This is a genomic window from Microbacterium fluvii, assembly GCF_025515205.1.
Classification (GTDB): domain Bacteria; phylum Actinomycetota; class Actinomycetes; order Actinomycetales; family Microbacteriaceae; genus Microbacterium; species Microbacterium fluvii.
Map to the genome: position 1 here is coordinate 916251 of NZ_JAOPFX010000001.1, position 15801 is coordinate 932051.

Sequence of the window (15801 nt, forward strand, 5' to 3'; positions counted from 1 at the left end):
CCCGGTCCGTCAGGGCGCGGTGGCGACGCGCAGGATGTGCGAGACGGGCAGGGTGCGCTCGACGTCGGCCGCGCGATCGCGCCCGCGGAGCCTGCCGCCGCCGAGCCCCGTCGCCTCGATGGTGAAGGTGCGCTCGGTGTCGTCCGGCATGCGCACGGCGACCTCGATCACGGCGCGCGCGCGCACCGCCTGCTCGAGCTCCCGCACGAGCCATGCGCCATCGGTGTCGGCGCCCTCGGCCTCGCGCAGCCGGGCTATGAGCGGCGCATACAGCTGCGCCGCGTCCGGGCTCGGCGCCCCAGCGCCCGCCGCGGTGCGGCGGTGCAGCGATTCGGCGGCCCCGGTGGAGTCGACGGCCATGACGGGGTAGCGGGAATCGGCGAGCGCCCAGTAGACCGCGTCGCGCCCGACTCGCGACGTGAGGGCGACCTCGCCGTCGGCGACGAGGCCCAGCGGCCGCAACGCCTGGTCGACGGCGATGGCGTCGCGCAGCGCCCGGTCGGCGGCGGTCACGACGGTGCGCGAGGCGGCGGCATCCCATTCCACGCGCACGCGGCCGTGCCGCGACGCGGTGCTCTGGATGAGGTACTCCAGCGGCTGGGGGATGCCGGTGAGCGAGAGGGCAGAGAGGAACTCCCTGATCGAGGCGGCCGTCTCGCCCTCGGTGAGCGCGCCGCCGAGCGAGTCGGCGCTGAACCGGTAGGTGGAGGCCTGGGCGCGTGACTCGCGGTGGGCCATCGTGCGCAGCCGCAGCTCGAGCGGCGGCGCGAGCGGCCCCGGCGAGATCGCGGTGAGATCGGCCTGCAGATACACGCGGTCGATCTCGGCCGGCAGCGGCGGGTCGACGGGTACCGCGTCGGGCCGCCCCGTGCGCAGCGCCGCGGTCCACGCCGGCTCGGCGCCCGACGGCGCGATGAGTCCCCATCGCACGGCGACGCGCGCGCGGCGCTCGGAGAGCTCTCGCCAGCCCGCGCGCAGCGGGTAGGCGTCGTGCCAGTGGTCGAGGGGCAGGATGCCGCCGCGGGCGCGCACCCCGTCGGGGGCCGCGGCGGCGAGGGCGTCGGCGACGATCCGCCAGCGCCGGGCGGTGGAGGCCTGCAGCCATTCTTCGCCGGCGGCGGTCACCTGCCACTCGCGCTCGGTCGGCGCCAGCAGTCCCGCGGTGCGTGCCGTCTCGACGAGGTCGTCGAGCTCCTCCGGAGTCTCGACCGCGCCGGCGTCGACGAGGCGGCGGCGGTCGACGGCCGATACGGCGCCGCTGCCGGTGCGCGCCAGCGGCAGGTGGGCGGCGGCGAGCAGAACGTCGGCCAGCGCCCCCGTCGTGGTGAACGCGAGTTCGGCGGCGGATGCGGCATCCTGCTCCCGCGCCGGCGTGGGGTCGGGCGGCACGGGCCGATGCTCGAAGGCGTCGGGGTGCGCGCTGCGGGCGGCCTCGACGCGCGCCGTCACCGCTGCGAACGGCGTGCCGTCGGCATCGATGAGCAGCAGGGCGGCCGGCAGCTCGGGCGCGGCGACCCCGGCGGCGAGGCCGACCAGCGCCGCGCGGGGGAGCGAGGTGAGGGCGCGGTCGATCGAGGTGGGCTCGAGCAGCCCGCCGGCCGCGTCGAAGAAGTCGTGCCACGTGGAGCCGGGGCTCACCGCGCGGGCGGCGAAGGTGCGCGCGAGCGCGTCGTCGGTGAGACCGGACAGCCCGGTCGCCAGCGCCCGCTCGTCGGCCACTCAGCTGCCCTTGTTCGCTCGTGCCCTCCGCACGAAGCTCATGATGAGCACGGTCAGCAGCAGCACGAACGCCACGATCGGGGCGAAGTAGACGAGGATCCCGATCACCGGCCAGATGCCGGACTTCATGTCGCCGCCGCTGCTGGAGCCGATCATGATCGCGAAGAAGCAGATCACCGAGAGCGCCAGCAGGCCCAGCGACATGAAAGCCAGGATGCGGTCGATACGACGGATCGGCACGTCGCCGTCGGGAGTGCTGTTGCTCATCCGCCCCAGCCTATCCCCCCGAGGGCCCGGCGGCGGTGCGTGGCGTAGGCTGGGATCGGGGACGCCGTGTCTCCGTTTCCGTCATGCCCGCCCGCGAGCGGCGCGATACACAGCGAGGTCTCCATGCCCACCGGCAAGGTCAGGTTCTACGACGAGGAGAAGGGGTTCGGCTTCATCACCGCAGAAGACGGCCAGGACGTCTTCCTGCACGCCACCGCCCTTCCCGCGGGGGCAGCCGCCCCCACGCAGGGCACGCGCGTGGAGTTCGGGGTGGCCGACGGGCGCAAGGGGCTGCAGGCCCTCGCCGTGCGGGTGCTGGACGCGCCTGTGAGCATGGCCAAGCGCAACCGCATGAAGGCCGACGACATGGCGATCGTGATCGAAGACGTCGTGAAGCTGCTCGACGGCATCGGCGGCGATCTGCGTCACGGCAACTACCCCAAGGGTGCGCAGGCCAAGAAGGTCGCCGCCATTCTGCGCAAGGTGGCCGATGACCTCGACGCCTGAGCCCGAGGCCACGCCCGATCCGGCGCTGATCGAGGCGCACGATCTCGCGCTCGCCGCGCTGCGCGAGATCACCCCGGAGCGCACGATCGGCCCCGCCGCGGGCTACCGGCTCGAAGACGAGGGCGTCGTGTCGCTGCGCTTCGAGAATCGCCTGGGCGGCTACCCCGGCTGGTACTGGACGGTCTCGCTCGCGCGCGTGGAAGGTGCCGAGCCCACGGTGCTCGAGGTCGAGCTGCTGCCGGGCGACGGCGCGCTGCTGGCGCCCGATTGGGTGCCGTGGGCGGTGCGACTGGCCGAGTACCAGGCGACGCAGGCGGCGCTCGCCGAAGCGGCCGAGGGCGAAGACGGCGCCGATGACGATCTCGACGACGTCGAAGACGGCGACGACCTCGACGATGACGACGACGTCGAAGACCTGGACGCCGCGGACTTCGACGAGGACGGATCGCCCATCCTGCACGCCGGAGACCTCGACGGCGTCGACATCGACGAACTCGACGACGACTCGGACGACGAGGACGCCGAAGACGACGACGACTCGGACGACGAGGACGCCGACGACGAGGGCGACGACTCCGACGACTGAGGTCAGCGCACCGTGAAGGTCGCGCTCAGCAGGTCGTCGTCACGCGACGACGGGCCGACCAGCAGATCGAACGCGCCTGGCTCGACGATGCGGCGACCGGCCGCATCCACGATCGTGCAGTCGGCCACCGGCAGGGTGAGCTCCACGGTCGCCTCGGCGCCGGGGGCGAGGTCGACGGTGCGGTACGCCTTGAGCTCTCTGTCTGCCCAGCTCACCGAGGCGACCTGGTCGCGCACATAGACCTGCACGACCTCGCGGGCGGGCCGTGAGCCGGTGTTGCGCACAGTCACGACGGCGCGCACCTCGGTGTCGGGGTGCTCGTCGACGATGCGGAGGTCGGAGTACTCGACCGTCGTGTACGACAGCCCCTCGCCGAACACGTGCGCCGGGCTCTGGGTGAGGTCGGCGTAGCGGTCGCCGTGCTGCCCGCGGATCTGGTTGTAGTACGTCGGCTGCTGGCCGACGTGACGGGCGAACGAGATCGGCAGGCGACCGGTGGGCTCGATGACGCCCCGCAGCAGCTCGGCGATCGCGCGGCCGCCCTGCATGCCGGGGTTCGCCGCCCACACCAGCGCGGCGGCACGTGCCGCCGACGGCGGCAGCACGAGGGGCTTGGACGCCAGCAGCACCACGACGACAGGCGTGCCGGTGGCCACGAGCGCGTCGAGCAGCGCGATCTGGCCGCCGATCAGGTCGAGGGTCGCCGTGGATCTGCCCTCGCCGACCAGCTCGACCCGATCGCCGACGACGGCGACGACGACGTCGGCCCGCTCGGCGGCCGCGACGGCCTCGGCGATGAGGGCCTCGTCGGGCGGGGTGGGCACGACCACCTGCGGGCGGGGCTGCCCGTCGGGGAAGAACGCCCCCGCGGGGTCTTCGGCCAGGGTCAGGATGCCGGCGCCGACGGCGTGCTCGATGACACAGCCGTCCGGAGCCTGCGCGCGCAGCCCGTCGAGCACCGTCGTGATCATCTCGCGCGGGTGCCCGTTCGGCAGCCAGTCGGCCTGCCCCGACGAGCCCGCCCAGTCGCCCAGCTGGGTCTGCGCGTCGTCGGCGAGCGGGCCGACGACCGCGATGCGCCGCGTGCCGGGGCAGAGCGGCAGCGTGCCGTCGTTGCGCAGCAGCACGAGCGAGCGCCGAGCGGCCTCGAGGTTGAGCGCCGTGTGCTGGGCGCTCGCGACGACCTCGCCGATGCGGGCGTGGTCGGGCAGTCGGGGGTCTTCGAACAGGCCGAGTTCGAACTTGAGGGTCAGGATGCGGGCGACCGCGCGGTCGAGGTCGCTCTCGGCGAGGAGGCCCTGTGCGATGGCGTCGAGGGCGCCCTGATAGAAGCCGGGAGTCGTCATCACCATGTCGTTGCCGGCCCTCACCGCCGCCGCCGACGCGTGGGCGTAGTCGGGCTGCACCCGCTGCTCCCACACCATGCGACCCACGTTGTCCCAGTCGGTGATGAGGGTGCCGGTGTAGCCCCACTCGCCTCGGAGCACGTCGTTCAGCAGCCACTCATTGACGGTGATCGGCACGCCGTCAGTCGTCTGGTAGCCGAGCATGAAGGTGCGGCAGCCCTCTTTCGTGACCCGCTCGAACGGCGGCAGGAACCATGAGCGCAGCTTTCGAGGGGAGATATCGGCCTCGCTCGCGTCGCGCCCGCCCTGCGTCTCGGAGTAGCCGGCGAAGTGCTTGGCGGTGGCCAGGATCGCGGTGGGGTCGGCCAGACCATCGCCCTGGTAGCCGCGCACCATCGCCGAGGCCAGCTCGCCGATGAGGAAGGGGTCTTCGCCGAAGGTCTCGTCGACCCGGCCCCAGCGGAGGTCGCGCGCGATGCACAGCACGGGAGAGAAAGTCCAGTGGATGCCGGTGGCGGCGACCTCGACGGCCGTCACGCGCGCCACCCGCTCGAGCAGCTCGGCATCCCACGAGGCGGCCATGCCGAGCTGGGTCGGAAAGATGGTGGCGCCCTCGAAGAACGAGTGCCCGTGGATGCAGTCCTCTGCCACGAGAAGCGGGATGCGCAGACGGGTGCGGGCGACCAGCTCGTGCGCGAGCGCGAGGCGGGCGGGGGAGGCGTGCAGGATCGAGCCGACGTGCTGGTGAACCACCTGCTGCTCGACGTCGTCGCGCGCGTCGAGCTGCAGCATCTGCCCCACCTTCTCTTCGACGGTCATGCGTCCGAGCAGGTCGGCGACGCGGTCAACGACGGGCAGTGCGGTGTCGAGGTAGGGGGTGTCGACGGCGAGGGTCACGAATCTGCTCCAGGTGATGCGGGGGAGGAGGTGGGTCGGCGGACGGCGGTCACGCCGCTGGTGACGGCGATGCCCTTCTTGCGGAGGGCCCTGGCGCGCTCGCCGGCCGAGCGCAGGCGCGGATTGACGTACTCGTCGATGCCGAAGTTGATGAGAGACAGCGCGGTGCCCAGCAGCGCGATGCACAGGCCCGCCGGGATGTACCACCACCAGTAGTCGGGGAACGCGCCGTTCTGCTGCGCCCAGAACAGGATCGTGCCCCAATTGAGGTTGGTGATGGGGATCACCCCGATGAAGGCGAGGGTCGTGAGCCCCAGGACGGCGGCGGTCACGGTGCCCACGAAGCTCGAGGCGATGATCGCCATGAGGTTCGGCAGCATCTCGACCGTGATGATGCGGTGCAGCGGCTCGCCGTTCGCGCGGGCGGCCTGCACGAAGTCGCGGCTGCGCAGCGACATGGTCTGGGCGCGCAGCACGCGCGCGCCCCACGCCCAGCCGGTGATGGCGAGCACCGCCGCGATCAGGAACAGGCTCGGGTCGTCGTACTGCGAGGCGATGATGATCATCAGCGGCAGTCCTGGGAGCACGAGGAACACGTTCGTCAGCGCCGACAGCGACTCGCTGCGCCACCCCGAGATCATGCCGGCGGTCACCCCGACGGCGATCGCGATGACGGTCGCGATGATGCCGGCGAGGAACCCGACCACGAGCACCCCGCGGGTGCCGTAGACGAGCTGGCTGAAGACGTCTTCGCCCATGTGGGTCGTGCCCAGCAGGTGCTGCCAGGAGGGCGGCTGCTTGAGCGCCGTGTAGTCCTTCTCGAGCGGGCCGTAGGGGGCGATCAGGTCTTGGAAGATCGCGACGATCACGAAGAACCCGAGGATCGCCAGGCCGGTGACCGACTTGGGGTTGCGGAACATCGCGAACGAGGCCCCGAGGCGCCGCCACGAGCGCACCGGGGGCCGGAAGGTCTCGGGCTCGGCCGCTTCGAGGGCCGTGGTGGTGGGGATCGTCATGTCAGGCCTCCAGCTGCCGCGCGCGCGGGTCGAGGATCGCGTAGGCGATGTCGGCGAGGATGTTGGCCACGAGCACCGCGAGGGTGATCACGAGGAACAGCCCCTGCATGAGCGGGTAGTCCTTGGCCGTCGTGGCGTCCAGCAGCAGCTTGCCGACGCCCGGGTACGAGAAGACGAGCTCCATCACGAGCGTGCCGCCGACGATGAACCCGAGCGAGAGCGCGAAGCTCGACAGCTGCGGGAGCATGGCGTTGCGCGACGCGTAGGTGGTGACGACCCGCTGCGGCGACAGGCCCTTGGCCTGCGCGACGGTGATGTAGTCCTCGTCGAGCACCGTGATCATCATGTTGCGCATGCCCAGCATCCATCCGCCGAGCGACGCGACGACGATCGTGAGGGCGGGCAGGGTGCCGTGGTAGATCACGTCGCCGATGAATTCGAGGGTCCAACCAGGGTCGGCGCCCTTGGAGTAGGCGTGCGACGAGGGGAACCAGCCGAGCGCCGTCGAGAAGACCGCGATGGCGATCAGGCCCATCCAGAAGTAGGGCACCGTCGAGAAGAAGCTCGCGATCGGGATGAGGGCGTCGGATCCGCGGCCTCGCCGCCACCCGATGATCGCCCCGGCTGCGGTGCCCAGCACGAAGGAGATGATCGTCGCGATGCCCACGAGCCCCACCGTCCACGGCAGCGCCGAGGCGATGACGTCGGTGACCGGTGCCAGACCGTGCGAGAACGAGCGGCCGAGGTTGCCGCTGATGAGCAGCCCCCAGTAGTCGAGGTATTGCTGCAGCAGGCTCTTGTCGGTGTCGAGCCCGAAGAGGGTGCGCAATGCGTCGGCCGCCTCCGGGCTGACCTTGCCCTGGTTCTTGGCGAGATAGGCCGAGACCGGGTCGCCCTTCATCATGCGCGGCAGGAAGAAGTTGATGGTGATGGCCGCCCACGCGGTGAACGCATAGAACAGGATGCGGCGCGAGACGAATCTCATCGGGCACCCCGTTCCGTGGCGAAATGCCGATCGGGGTCGGGCGAGGCGTCGCGCAGGGCGCGGGTGTAGGGGTCCTGCGGGTTGAGGATCACGTCGTCTGCGGGTCCCGTCTCGACGACCCGGCCGTGGTGGAGCACCATGATCTCGTCGCTGAAGTGGCGGGCGGTGGCCAGGTCGTGGGTGATGTAGAGCACGCCCAGGTCGCTCTCGCGCTGCAGGTCGGCGAGCAGATTCAGCACGCCCAGGCGGATCGACACGTCGAGCATCGAGACGGGCTCGTCGGCGATGAGGAGGGACGGGCGGGATGCCAGGGCCCTGGCGATCGCGACGCGCTGCCGCTGTCCGCCGCTCAGCTCGTGCGGGCGCCGGTCGATCGTGGCATCGACGTCGAGCCGCACGCGCTCGAGCAGCCGGCGCACTTCGCCCTCGACCTCGGCCGGCGGCACGACGCGGTCGAGCCGCAGCGGCCGCTCGAGGTGGTGACGGATCGTGTGGTACGGGTTCAGCGACGCGAACGGGTCTTGGAAGACCATGCGCACCTGCTGGCGGTACCGCCGCAGCGCGCGGCCAGAGCGGGGGATCGGCGCGCCGTCGAGCAGCACCTCGCCGGAGGTGGCGCGCTCGAGCTGCGTGATGATCTTGGCGATCGTCGACTTGCCGCTGCCGCTCTGACCGACCAGGGCGATCGTGCGGCCGGGGGTCAGGGCGAACGACACGTCGTCGAGGGCGAGCATGGTGCCTGCGCCCCGCACGCGGTAGCGCTTGGTGACGTGCCGGAATTCGAGTGTGGTCATCGCGCGGCCTCCTCGCCGGCGGCGCGCACGAACCCGCCGCGCTCGCCGGTGAGGCTCGGGAACGAGCCGAGCAGCGTGCGGGTGTAGTCGTGCCGGGGGTGGCGGTAGAGGTTCTCGGCGGTGTCGAGCTCGACGATGCGCCCCTCGCGCATCACGGCGATGCGGTCGGAGATCTCCAGCAGCAGCGGCAGGTCGTGCGTGATGAACACCACCGAGAAGCCGAACTCGTGGCGCAGATCGGAGATCTGCCGCAGGATCTCGCGCTGCACGAGCACGTCGAGGGCGGTCGTCGGTTCGTCCATGATCATCAGCTGCGGCCGCAGGGCCAGGGCCATCGCGATCATGACGCGCTGGCGCATGCCCCCGGAGAGCTCGTGGGGGAACGAGCGCAGCCGGTCGCGGCCGACCCCGACGATCTCGAGCAGGTCGCCGCATTCCTGCCTGCGCGCCTTCGCACTCATGCCGGGGCGGTGGGTGGTGAACACGTCGTCGAGCTGGCGGCCCACCGTGATGACGGGGTTGAGGGCGTTCATTGCCCCCTGGAAGACCATCGAGGCCTTCGCCCAGCGGAAGCGGCGGATGCCGGCATCCGTCAATTCGCCCACGCGGATGCGGGTGCCGTCGGCGTCGTGGAAGACCACCTCGCCGCCGGTGATGACGGCCGGCGGCTTGAGCAGCCGCTGCACGCCGTAGGCGAGGGTCGTCTTGCCGCAGCCGGACTCGCCGGCCAGGCCCAGGATCTCGCCGCGGCGGAGGTCGAGTGAGACCTCGCGCACGGCGTGGACGGGGGGATCCACGTCGTAGGTGACGCTGAAGTCGGAGATCGTCAGCAGAACGTCGTCGGTCATGTGCACAGTATTCCGGGGGAGGGCGGGTGGGATTCCGGGCCGGGGTGGAAGCCCCGGCCCGGAACCGCAGGGGGTGGATCAGCCCGCGGGCTGCAGCTTCGTCAGGATGTACACCGCCGTCGGCTGCGTCGGGTCGGCGGGAACGTACGGGTCGTCCTCGCCGGGCCAGCCGACGTAGTTGCGGGTGTTGTACTCCGCGATCGAGGGGCGGGTGCCGATCGGCATCGCGGGCACCTCGTCGACGAAGATCTTCTGCACCGTCGCCAGGGCCTCGGCGCGCACGGCGTCGTCGGTCGTGCTGGCGTAGGTGGCCAGGGCCTCGGTCGCCTCGGGGCTGTCGAAGCGGCCGAAGTTGAAGTCCGCCGCCTCGCCGAGCGGCGTGAGGAACCGGCCGTCCATCTGGTCGCTGTACAGGTCGTACGGCGTCGCACCGCCGTCGGTCCAGTGCAGGATCGCCTGGAAGTCGCCCTCGCCCTTGGCCGCCCACCAGCTGTCGGCGTCCGGCGTGTCGACGGCCGCCTCGACGCCGAGCTGCTTGACCGAGTCGGAGATGAGGCTGATGCCGGTGACGTAGTCGTTCCAGCCCTGCGGCACCGACAGCGTGAAGGTCACCTTCTCGCCGTCGGGGTCGACGAGGGTGTCGCCGTCCCACGTGTAGCCGGCCTCTTCGAGCACGGCCTTGGCGCCGTCGACGTCGACCGCGTACGACTGGCTCGCGTACTCGTCGGAGATGAAGGCGTCGCCGGCGGGAGTCGGCAGACCCGTCACCGAGGTGAGCTCTGGCACGCCGCCCTCACGGGCGATCTCGGCGTGCTTGGCGCGGTCGATGACCATGTTGACGGCGGTGCGGAATGCGACGTCGTCGAAGGGCTTCTCGGTGGTGTTGACGAACATCGTGTCGATCGCGAGGCCCGCGGCCGCCCAGTACACGTTGTGCTCGGCGTCCTTGTCGATGTAGGCGGACTGCACGTTCGGGATGAACGCCTGCGCCCAGTCGGCCTCGCCGTTCGCCAGCGCCGTCGTGAGCGCCGTGTTGTCGGCGTACGAGACGTAGTACAGCGTCGGCACGGCCAGCTCGCCGCCCCAGTAGTCGTCGCGCGCGGTGAGCTCGACGGCCTGCGTGTCGAACTTCGACAGCACGTAGGGGCCGGTGCCCACGGGGTCTTCGTTGACGAAGGTGGTGGGGTCGTCGACGTCCTTCCAGATGTGCTCGGGCACGATCAGGGTGTGCAGCACCTTGTCCTGCTTGATGAACATCGGGTTGGCGAAGGCGATCGTGGCCACGTCGCCGTCGACGGAGACGTCGGTGATGCCCAGCGCCTTGGTGTCGAGGGCCGGGGTGTCCTTGATGAGCTGGAACGTGAAGGCGATGTCGTCTGCCGTGAACTCCTCGCCGTCGTTCCAGGTGGCGCCGGCGCGGGCCTTCAGCTGCACCGACGTGTAGTCGTCTGACCACGTGATCTCTTCGGCCAGCCACGGCACGACGTCGGCGCTGGGGTCTGCCAGGTTGACGATGCCCAGCGGCTCGAAGATCGCGTTCGCGTAGCCGAGCTTCAGCGCCGACGAGTCGCCGACCCACGGGTTGTTGCCCTCCGTGGTGATCGGGCCGTCGGGCTTGGCGATCGTCAGTGCCGCGCCTGCCTCGGGTGCAGCGGATTCCTCAGTGCTGTTGCTGGATGAGCAGCCGGTGAGCACCAGCGCCGCGGCCAGGCCGACGGCGACCAGTGAGGACGTGAGCCTCATTGCTTCTCCTTCTCGGTGGATCCGGACGACGACGTCGCGGATCTGGGTGGTGGCGCCAACTTACAATCAAGTAAGTAAGTGTTGCAAGTACACTCTGATCATGAGCATGCAACGGCACCAGCCGAAGTCGCGGCCGGAGACCATCGCGCGTCGCCGGGAGATCGTCAAGGCCGCCGCAGAGGTGTTCGGGGCGAAGGGATACACGGGCGGGACGCTCGTCGACATCGCCGAACAGGTGGGCATGACCCACGCCGGGATCCTGCATCACTTCGGCTCCAAGGATCAGCTGCTGCTCGAAGTGCTCGCCTACCGCGACGAGACCGACGTCGAGGCCCTGGAGGGCAGGCACATCCCCGACGGCGCCGACCTGTTCCGCCACCTCGTGCGCACGGCCTTCGCCAACGAGGAGCGCGCAGGCATCGTGCAGTCGTTCGTCGTGCTCTCCGCCGAATCGGTGACCGACGAGCATCCGGCGCGCGAGTTCTTCCGCGGGCGCTATGAGACCCTCCGAGGCGAGATCGAGCACGCGTTCGGCGTCATGTGCGACCAGGCGGGCATCGACGAGCCCGACACCGTCGCGGCCGCGGCCGCCGGCATCCTCGCCGTCATGGACGGCCTGCAGGTGCAGTGGCTGCTCGAGCCCGACGGCGTCGCGCTCGCCGAATCGACCGAGTTCGCGATCTCGGCGATCGTGTCGGCGGTGCTGGGTCAGCCGTTCAGGTTCTCAACCGTGTAGTCGATGCACTTGATCAGCTGACGCACGTCGTCGGGCTCGATCGAGACGAACGTCGCGACGCGCAGTTGGTTGCGGCCGAGCTTGCGGTAGGGCTCGGTGTCGACGATGCCGTTGGAGCGCAGGCTCGCCGCGACCGCGGCCGCATCGACCGACTCGTCGAAGTCGATGGTCACGACCACCTGGGAGCGGTCGGCGGGGTCGGCCACGAACGGTGTCGCGAACGACGAGGCCTCGGCCCACTCGTAGAGCGCCGCGGACGACTCACGGGTGCGGGCATCCGCCCACTGCAGACCGCCAGAGGCGGTCATCCACTCCAACTGCTTGTCGAGTAGGAACAGCGTCGACAGGGCCGGGGTGTTCAGCGTCTGGTTCAGCCGCGAGTTGTCGAGGGCCTGCTTGAGGCTCAGGAACTCGGGGATGTAGCGACCGGATGCGGCGATGCGCTCGATCCGCTCGATCGCCGCAGGCGAGACCAGGGCGAACCACAGCCCGCCGTCGGAGCCGAAGTTCTTCTGCGGCGCGAAGTAGTAGACGTCGGCGTTGCGGATCGAGAAGTCGATGCCGCCTGCGGCGCTGGTCGCGTCGATGACGGTGAGAGCGCCCTCGTCGCCGTCGACCCGTGTGATCTGGGTCGCGACACCGGTCGAGGTCTCGTTGTGCGGCCAGGCGTACACGTCGACGCCCTCCACGGCCTCGGCGACGGTGCTGGTGCCGGCCGGCACCTCACGCACATCGGGGGCCTCGAGCCAGGGGGTCTTCGCCGCCTTGGCGAACTTGCCGCCGAACTCGCCGAACACGAGGTGCTGGCTGCGCTTCTCGATGAGACCGAACGCCGCGGCATCCCAGAACGCCGTCGATCCGCCGTTGCCGACGATGACCTCGTAGCCGGCGGGAGCGCGGAACAGGTCGCTGAGCTGGATGCGCACCTGCCCGACGAGGTTCTTCACTGGGGCCTGCCGGTGAGACGTGCCCAGCAGCGCCGCACCCGGCCCCGCCAGCTCTGCGAGCTGCTCGGCACGCACCTTCGAGGGGCCGCAGCCGAAGCGACCGTCGGCGGGCAGGATTTCACGGGGGAGTGCGACGTGGGCCATAGCACGATTCTAGGGACGCCCCGCGACCGTCTGCGCCCCGATAGGCTGGACGGGCACGCTTCGCACTCTCTTCGAGGACCAGATGGCCGACCTGATCGACACCACCGAGATGTACCTGCGCACGATTCTCGAACTCGAGGAGGAGGGCATCGTCCCGCTGCGCGCGCGCATCTCCGAGCGCCTCGGCCACTCCGGCCCCACCGTGTCGCAGACCGTCGGGCGCATGGAGCGCGACGGGCTGGTCGTCGTCTCGGAGGACCGCACCCTCGAGCTCACCGGCGACGGCCGTCAGAAGGCCGTCGACGTGATGCGCAAGCACCGCCTCGCCGAGCGCCTGCTGTCCGATGTCATCGGACTCGACTGGGCGTACGTGCACGAAGAGGCCTGCCGCTGGGAGCACGTGATGAGCGAGCAGGTGGAGCGGCGCCTCGTCGAACTGCTCGGCCACCCCACCGAGTCGCCCTACGGCAACCCCATCCCCGGGCTCGCCCAGCTCGGCGACATCGCGGCCAATGCCTTCGATCAGGGCGTGATCGGTCTCGTGCGCCGGCTCAACCTCGAAGGCGGCCCCGTCACGGGCACCGTGCGGCGCCTGGCGGAGCCTGCCCAGGTCGACCCCGAGCTGCTGCAGCAGCTCAAGAGCGCGGGCGTCATGCCGGGAGCGACCGGCGACTTCCGCTTCAGCGAGGGGTACGTGCTGGTGCAGATGCACGGCAGCGACGAAGCCCTCGAGCTTCCCGTCGAGGTCGCCTCGCACATCTTCCTGGTCGACGAGACCGCCTGATCCGCGCCGGCGAGACCGCCTGATCCGCGCCGGCGAGACGCCTCCTCCCGATCGCCGAACGTTCACCCGCTCTCCACCGTTCGGGTGCCGCAGCGTGACAATTTCGTTATCTTCAGGTACCGTGGACGGGTCCACAGGCGAGAAGCCCGCCGACGGATCCCGCGCAGATTGCCTCCCCGGCTCGTCGTCTGCGCAGGCAAACCCGCACAGTGCACCCCGATGCACCTGCTGACGAGCCAGCGCTTCGGCGCAGAGGCGCCGGAGGACTGAGTTTGGCTGAAGAGAACGAGACGGCACCCCCCGCCGACCGTGACGACGCGACGCGCCTGAGCCGCAGGAGCGATCGACGACCGGTCGCGCGCAAGCCGCGACTCGCTGTCCGCATCGCGCGCCCCGCGCGCACCCGGCCGCGGGGCACCGCCAAGCCGCTGCGCAGCCTCGTGATCCTCACGATGGTCGGCGGTCTCGTCGCCACCGTCGCCCTCCCCGCCTACGGCGCGTGGCGCACCACCGAGGTCGAAGCCGTCACTCTGCAGCAGGTCGCCGCCGACAACGCACAGTCGCTCGTCGTGGCCTCCGACGCCACCAGCACCGACCTCGACCGCGACAGCTATTCGGCCACGACCTCGGCCGAGATCGCGAAGAAGAAGGCCGAAGAGGCCGCCGCCGCCCGCGCCAAGGCGCTTGCGGCGTCCACCGCATCGGCCTCGTCGATGCTCGCCTCTGTCGACCTCTCGATGGTCGCCCCCGGCAGCGGCGAGGTGCGCTGGCCGATCTCGGGCTACACGCTCGGCGACGGCTTCCGCTCGCGCGGCGGCGCCCACATGGGAATCGACATGCTGGCGCCCGCCGGCACCCCCATCTATGCGGCCGCGGCCGGCGTCGTGCGCGTCTCGCAGGAGAGCTTCGGCGGCTACGGCGTGGCCGTCACGATCGACCACGTCATCAACGGCGTCAAGGTCTCGACCCTCTATGGGCACATGACCTACGGCAGCCGGCAGGTCTCGTCCGGGCAGACCGTCAAGGTCGGCCAGCTGATCGGCCTCGTCGGCAGCACGGGCCGCTCGACCGCGAACCACCTGCACTTCGAGGTGTTCATCAACGGCTCGAACGTCGACCCGCTGTCCTGGCTCAAGTCCAACGCCGGCTGAACATTCCGCGAACGTGCGACACGCGCGGCCGCGTATACGGCCCCGGTGTCTGCGGGGTGCATTAGCCTGAAACCCGACGCTGGGAGAAGCGGAGGGAAGCCGATGGGCAGCGTGCCGAGCATCCGAACCATGGATGCGCTCGGGCGCCTCGTTCTTCGGCATCGTACGAGTGGATGCTGCGGCTCTGCCGTCGCGCGTGGGCGCTGTCTGTGAGACAGCGCCTTTTTCGTGCCCTTTCGCCTGTCGCAGTCGTCGTTGATTCGAATACCGAGAAGCCGTCCCGGCCATTCGAGAGGACGAGAGATGCGCACACTGGTGCTCAATGCGGGGTATGAGCCGCTGGCCGTCGTGTCGTTCAAGCGGGCGATCGTGCTCGTGATGAACGAGAAGGCGGTCGTCGTCGAGCAGGTCGACGCCGATCCGGTCTGGGGACCGTCGGCCGTCTACGACCGACCCGCCGTGATTCTGCTGACCCGCTACGTGCGGATCCCGTCGAGCCGGCTCGTGCCGGTGACCAGACGCGGGGTGCTGCGTCGTGATGGGCATCGCTGCGGCTACTGCGGAAAGAGCGCCTCGACGATCGACCACATCCTGCCGCGTTCGCGCGGTGGGGCCGACTCGTGGGAGAACCTCGTGGCATGCTGCCTGCGCTGCAACAACGTCAAGGGCGATCGCACTCCGCAGGAGATGGGCTGGGAACTCACCATCGCGCCGCAGCCTCCGCGCGGCGCGCACTGGACGGTGCGCGGTGCCGAGCGCGCCGACCCGGCCTGGGAGCCCTACCTGGCACTGGCCGCCTGAGCGCTCGGCGGCTCATCGAGCAGGGTGAGCCATCGTGCGAGGATCGGCTCGATCGCCGCGGCGTCGGCCGTGCCGAGGTCGTCGAGCAGGCGCTGCTCGTTGGCCAGATGCGCCTCGAACGCGCGGTCGATGAGGTCGCGGCCGTGCGCCGTGAGACGCACGGCGCGCCGCCGCGCGTCGCCGTCGCCGGTGCGACGTTCGACGAGGCCCCGTGACTCGAGCCGGTCGACGCGCTTGGTGAGTCCGCCGGTGGTGACCAGCGTGCGCCCGGCGAGGTCGCCGGCCAGCAGCTCGTAGGGGGAGCCCGCCTTGCGCAGAGTGGCCAGCACATCGAACTCGCCTTCGCTCAGGCCGAACTCGGCGTAGACGGTCACCAGGCGCGCGGTCAGCTCGATGGCCACGCGGTGCAGGCGACCGATCACGCCCTGCGGTGCGGGGTCGAGATCGGGGCGCTCGCGGCGCCAGGCGGCTTGGATCTCTGCGACGCGGTCGGGAGCGGCATCCATGCGGCCACTATATCTTCCAGGCAA

At 70.5% G+C, this 15801-nt stretch carries 16 protein-coding genes; 6 read left to right on the top strand and 10 right to left on the bottom strand.

Going from position 1 to position 15801, the window contains the following annotated elements; all coding sequences use genetic code 11:
* Positions 1-9: 9 nt before the first annotated feature.
* Both OAW74_RS04130 and OAW74_RS04135 read right to left on the bottom strand, forming a co-directional pair.
* On the bottom strand, positions 10-1719 hold the full coding sequence (locus tag OAW74_RS04130; RefSeq protein ID WP_262873062.1) for a helicase-associated domain-containing protein: 1710 nt from the start codon (positions 1717-1719) through the stop codon (positions 10-12).
* Positions 1720-1986, bottom strand: coding sequence for a multidrug ABC transporter ATPase (locus OAW74_RS04135; RefSeq protein WP_262873063.1), 267 nt, complete (start codon positions 1984-1986; stop codon positions 1720-1722).
* Positions 1987-2109: 123 nt separating this feature from the next.
* On the opposite strand from OAW74_RS04135, the gene OAW74_RS04140 reads away from it, so the two are divergent.
* Both OAW74_RS04140 and OAW74_RS04145 read left to right on the top strand, forming a co-directional pair.
* Complete coding sequence (locus OAW74_RS04140; protein WP_262873064.1) at positions 2110-2493, top strand: cold-shock protein; 384 nt, start codon at positions 2110-2112, stop codon at positions 2491-2493.
* A complete protein-coding gene (locus OAW74_RS04145) occupies positions 2477-3079 on the top strand; it encodes a DUF3027 domain-containing protein (RefSeq protein ID WP_262873065.1) in 603 nt (200 codons plus the stop codon). The genes OAW74_RS04140 and OAW74_RS04145 overlap by 17 nt, the downstream gene beginning before the upstream one ends.
* Positions 3080-3081: 2 nt before the next feature.
* Here OAW74_RS04145 and OAW74_RS04150 read toward each other — a convergent pair whose 3' ends face one another.
* From OAW74_RS04150 to OAW74_RS04175, 6 genes are all read right to left on the bottom strand, one after another.
* Positions 3082-5322: an exo-beta-d-1,3/1,6-glucosidase gene (locus tag OAW74_RS04150; RefSeq protein ID WP_262873066.1), complete on the bottom strand. Its 2241-nt coding sequence runs from the start codon at positions 5320-5322 to the stop codon at positions 3082-3084.
* Positions 5319-6338, bottom strand: a complete 1020-nt coding sequence (locus OAW74_RS04155; RefSeq protein ID WP_262873067.1) for an ABC transporter permease — start codon at positions 6336-6338, stop codon at positions 5319-5321. The genes OAW74_RS04150 and OAW74_RS04155 overlap by 4 nt, the downstream gene beginning before the upstream one ends.
* Position 6339: 1 nt before the next feature.
* Positions 6340-7323: an ABC transporter permease gene (locus OAW74_RS04160; protein ID WP_262873068.1), complete on the bottom strand. Its 984-nt coding sequence runs from the start codon at positions 7321-7323 to the stop codon at positions 6340-6342.
* Positions 7320-8117 (bottom strand): ABC transporter ATP-binding protein, encoded by a 798-nt coding sequence (locus OAW74_RS04165; RefSeq protein WP_262873069.1) that lies wholly within the window; start codon positions 8115-8117, stop codon positions 7320-7322. The genes OAW74_RS04160 and OAW74_RS04165 overlap by 4 nt, the downstream gene beginning before the upstream one ends.
* Complete coding sequence (locus tag OAW74_RS04170; RefSeq protein WP_262873070.1) at positions 8114-8965, bottom strand: ABC transporter ATP-binding protein; 852 nt, start codon at positions 8963-8965, stop codon at positions 8114-8116. Before OAW74_RS04170 ends, OAW74_RS04165 begins: the two co-directional genes overlap by 4 nt.
* A gap of 78 nt (positions 8966-9043) precedes the next feature.
* Positions 9044-10708: an ABC transporter substrate-binding protein gene (locus OAW74_RS04175; protein ID WP_262873071.1), complete on the bottom strand. Its 1665-nt coding sequence runs from the start codon at positions 10706-10708 to the stop codon at positions 9044-9046.
* Between the two features lie 100 nt (positions 10709-10808).
* On the opposite strand from OAW74_RS04175, the gene OAW74_RS04180 reads away from it, so the two are divergent.
* On the top strand, positions 10809-11444 hold the full coding sequence (locus OAW74_RS04180) for a TetR/AcrR family transcriptional regulator (RefSeq protein WP_262873072.1): 636 nt from the start codon (positions 10809-10811) through the stop codon (positions 11442-11444).
* On the opposite strand, the gene serC is transcribed toward OAW74_RS04180, so the two are convergent.
* Positions 11417-12535, bottom strand: coding sequence for a phosphoserine transaminase (serC, locus tag OAW74_RS04185; RefSeq protein ID WP_262873073.1), 1119 nt, complete (start codon positions 12533-12535; stop codon positions 11417-11419). The genes OAW74_RS04180 and serC overlap by 28 nt on opposite strands.
* An 82-nt stretch (positions 12536-12617) precedes the next feature.
* On the opposite strand from serC, the gene OAW74_RS04190 reads away from it, so the two are divergent.
* From OAW74_RS04190 to OAW74_RS04200, 3 genes are all read left to right on the top strand, one after another.
* A complete protein-coding gene (locus OAW74_RS04190) occupies positions 12618-13319 on the top strand; it encodes a metal-dependent transcriptional regulator (RefSeq protein ID WP_262873074.1) in 702 nt (233 codons plus the stop codon).
* A 272-nt stretch (positions 13320-13591) separates the two neighbouring features.
* Positions 13592-14470: a M23 family metallopeptidase gene (locus OAW74_RS04195; protein ID WP_262873075.1), complete on the top strand. Its 879-nt coding sequence runs from the start codon at positions 13592-13594 to the stop codon at positions 14468-14470.
* A gap of 303 nt (positions 14471-14773) precedes the next feature.
* Positions 14774-15271: an HNH endonuclease gene (locus OAW74_RS04200; RefSeq protein WP_262873076.1), complete on the top strand. Its 498-nt coding sequence runs from the start codon at positions 14774-14776 to the stop codon at positions 15269-15271.
* On the opposite strand, the gene OAW74_RS04205 is transcribed toward OAW74_RS04200, so the two are convergent.
* Positions 15250-15777: a MarR family winged helix-turn-helix transcriptional regulator gene (locus OAW74_RS04205; protein ID WP_262873077.1), complete on the bottom strand. Its 528-nt coding sequence runs from the start codon at positions 15775-15777 to the stop codon at positions 15250-15252. The two genes, OAW74_RS04200 and OAW74_RS04205, sit on opposite strands and share 22 nt — an antisense overlap.
* Between the last annotated feature and the right edge of the window lie 24 nt (positions 15778-15801).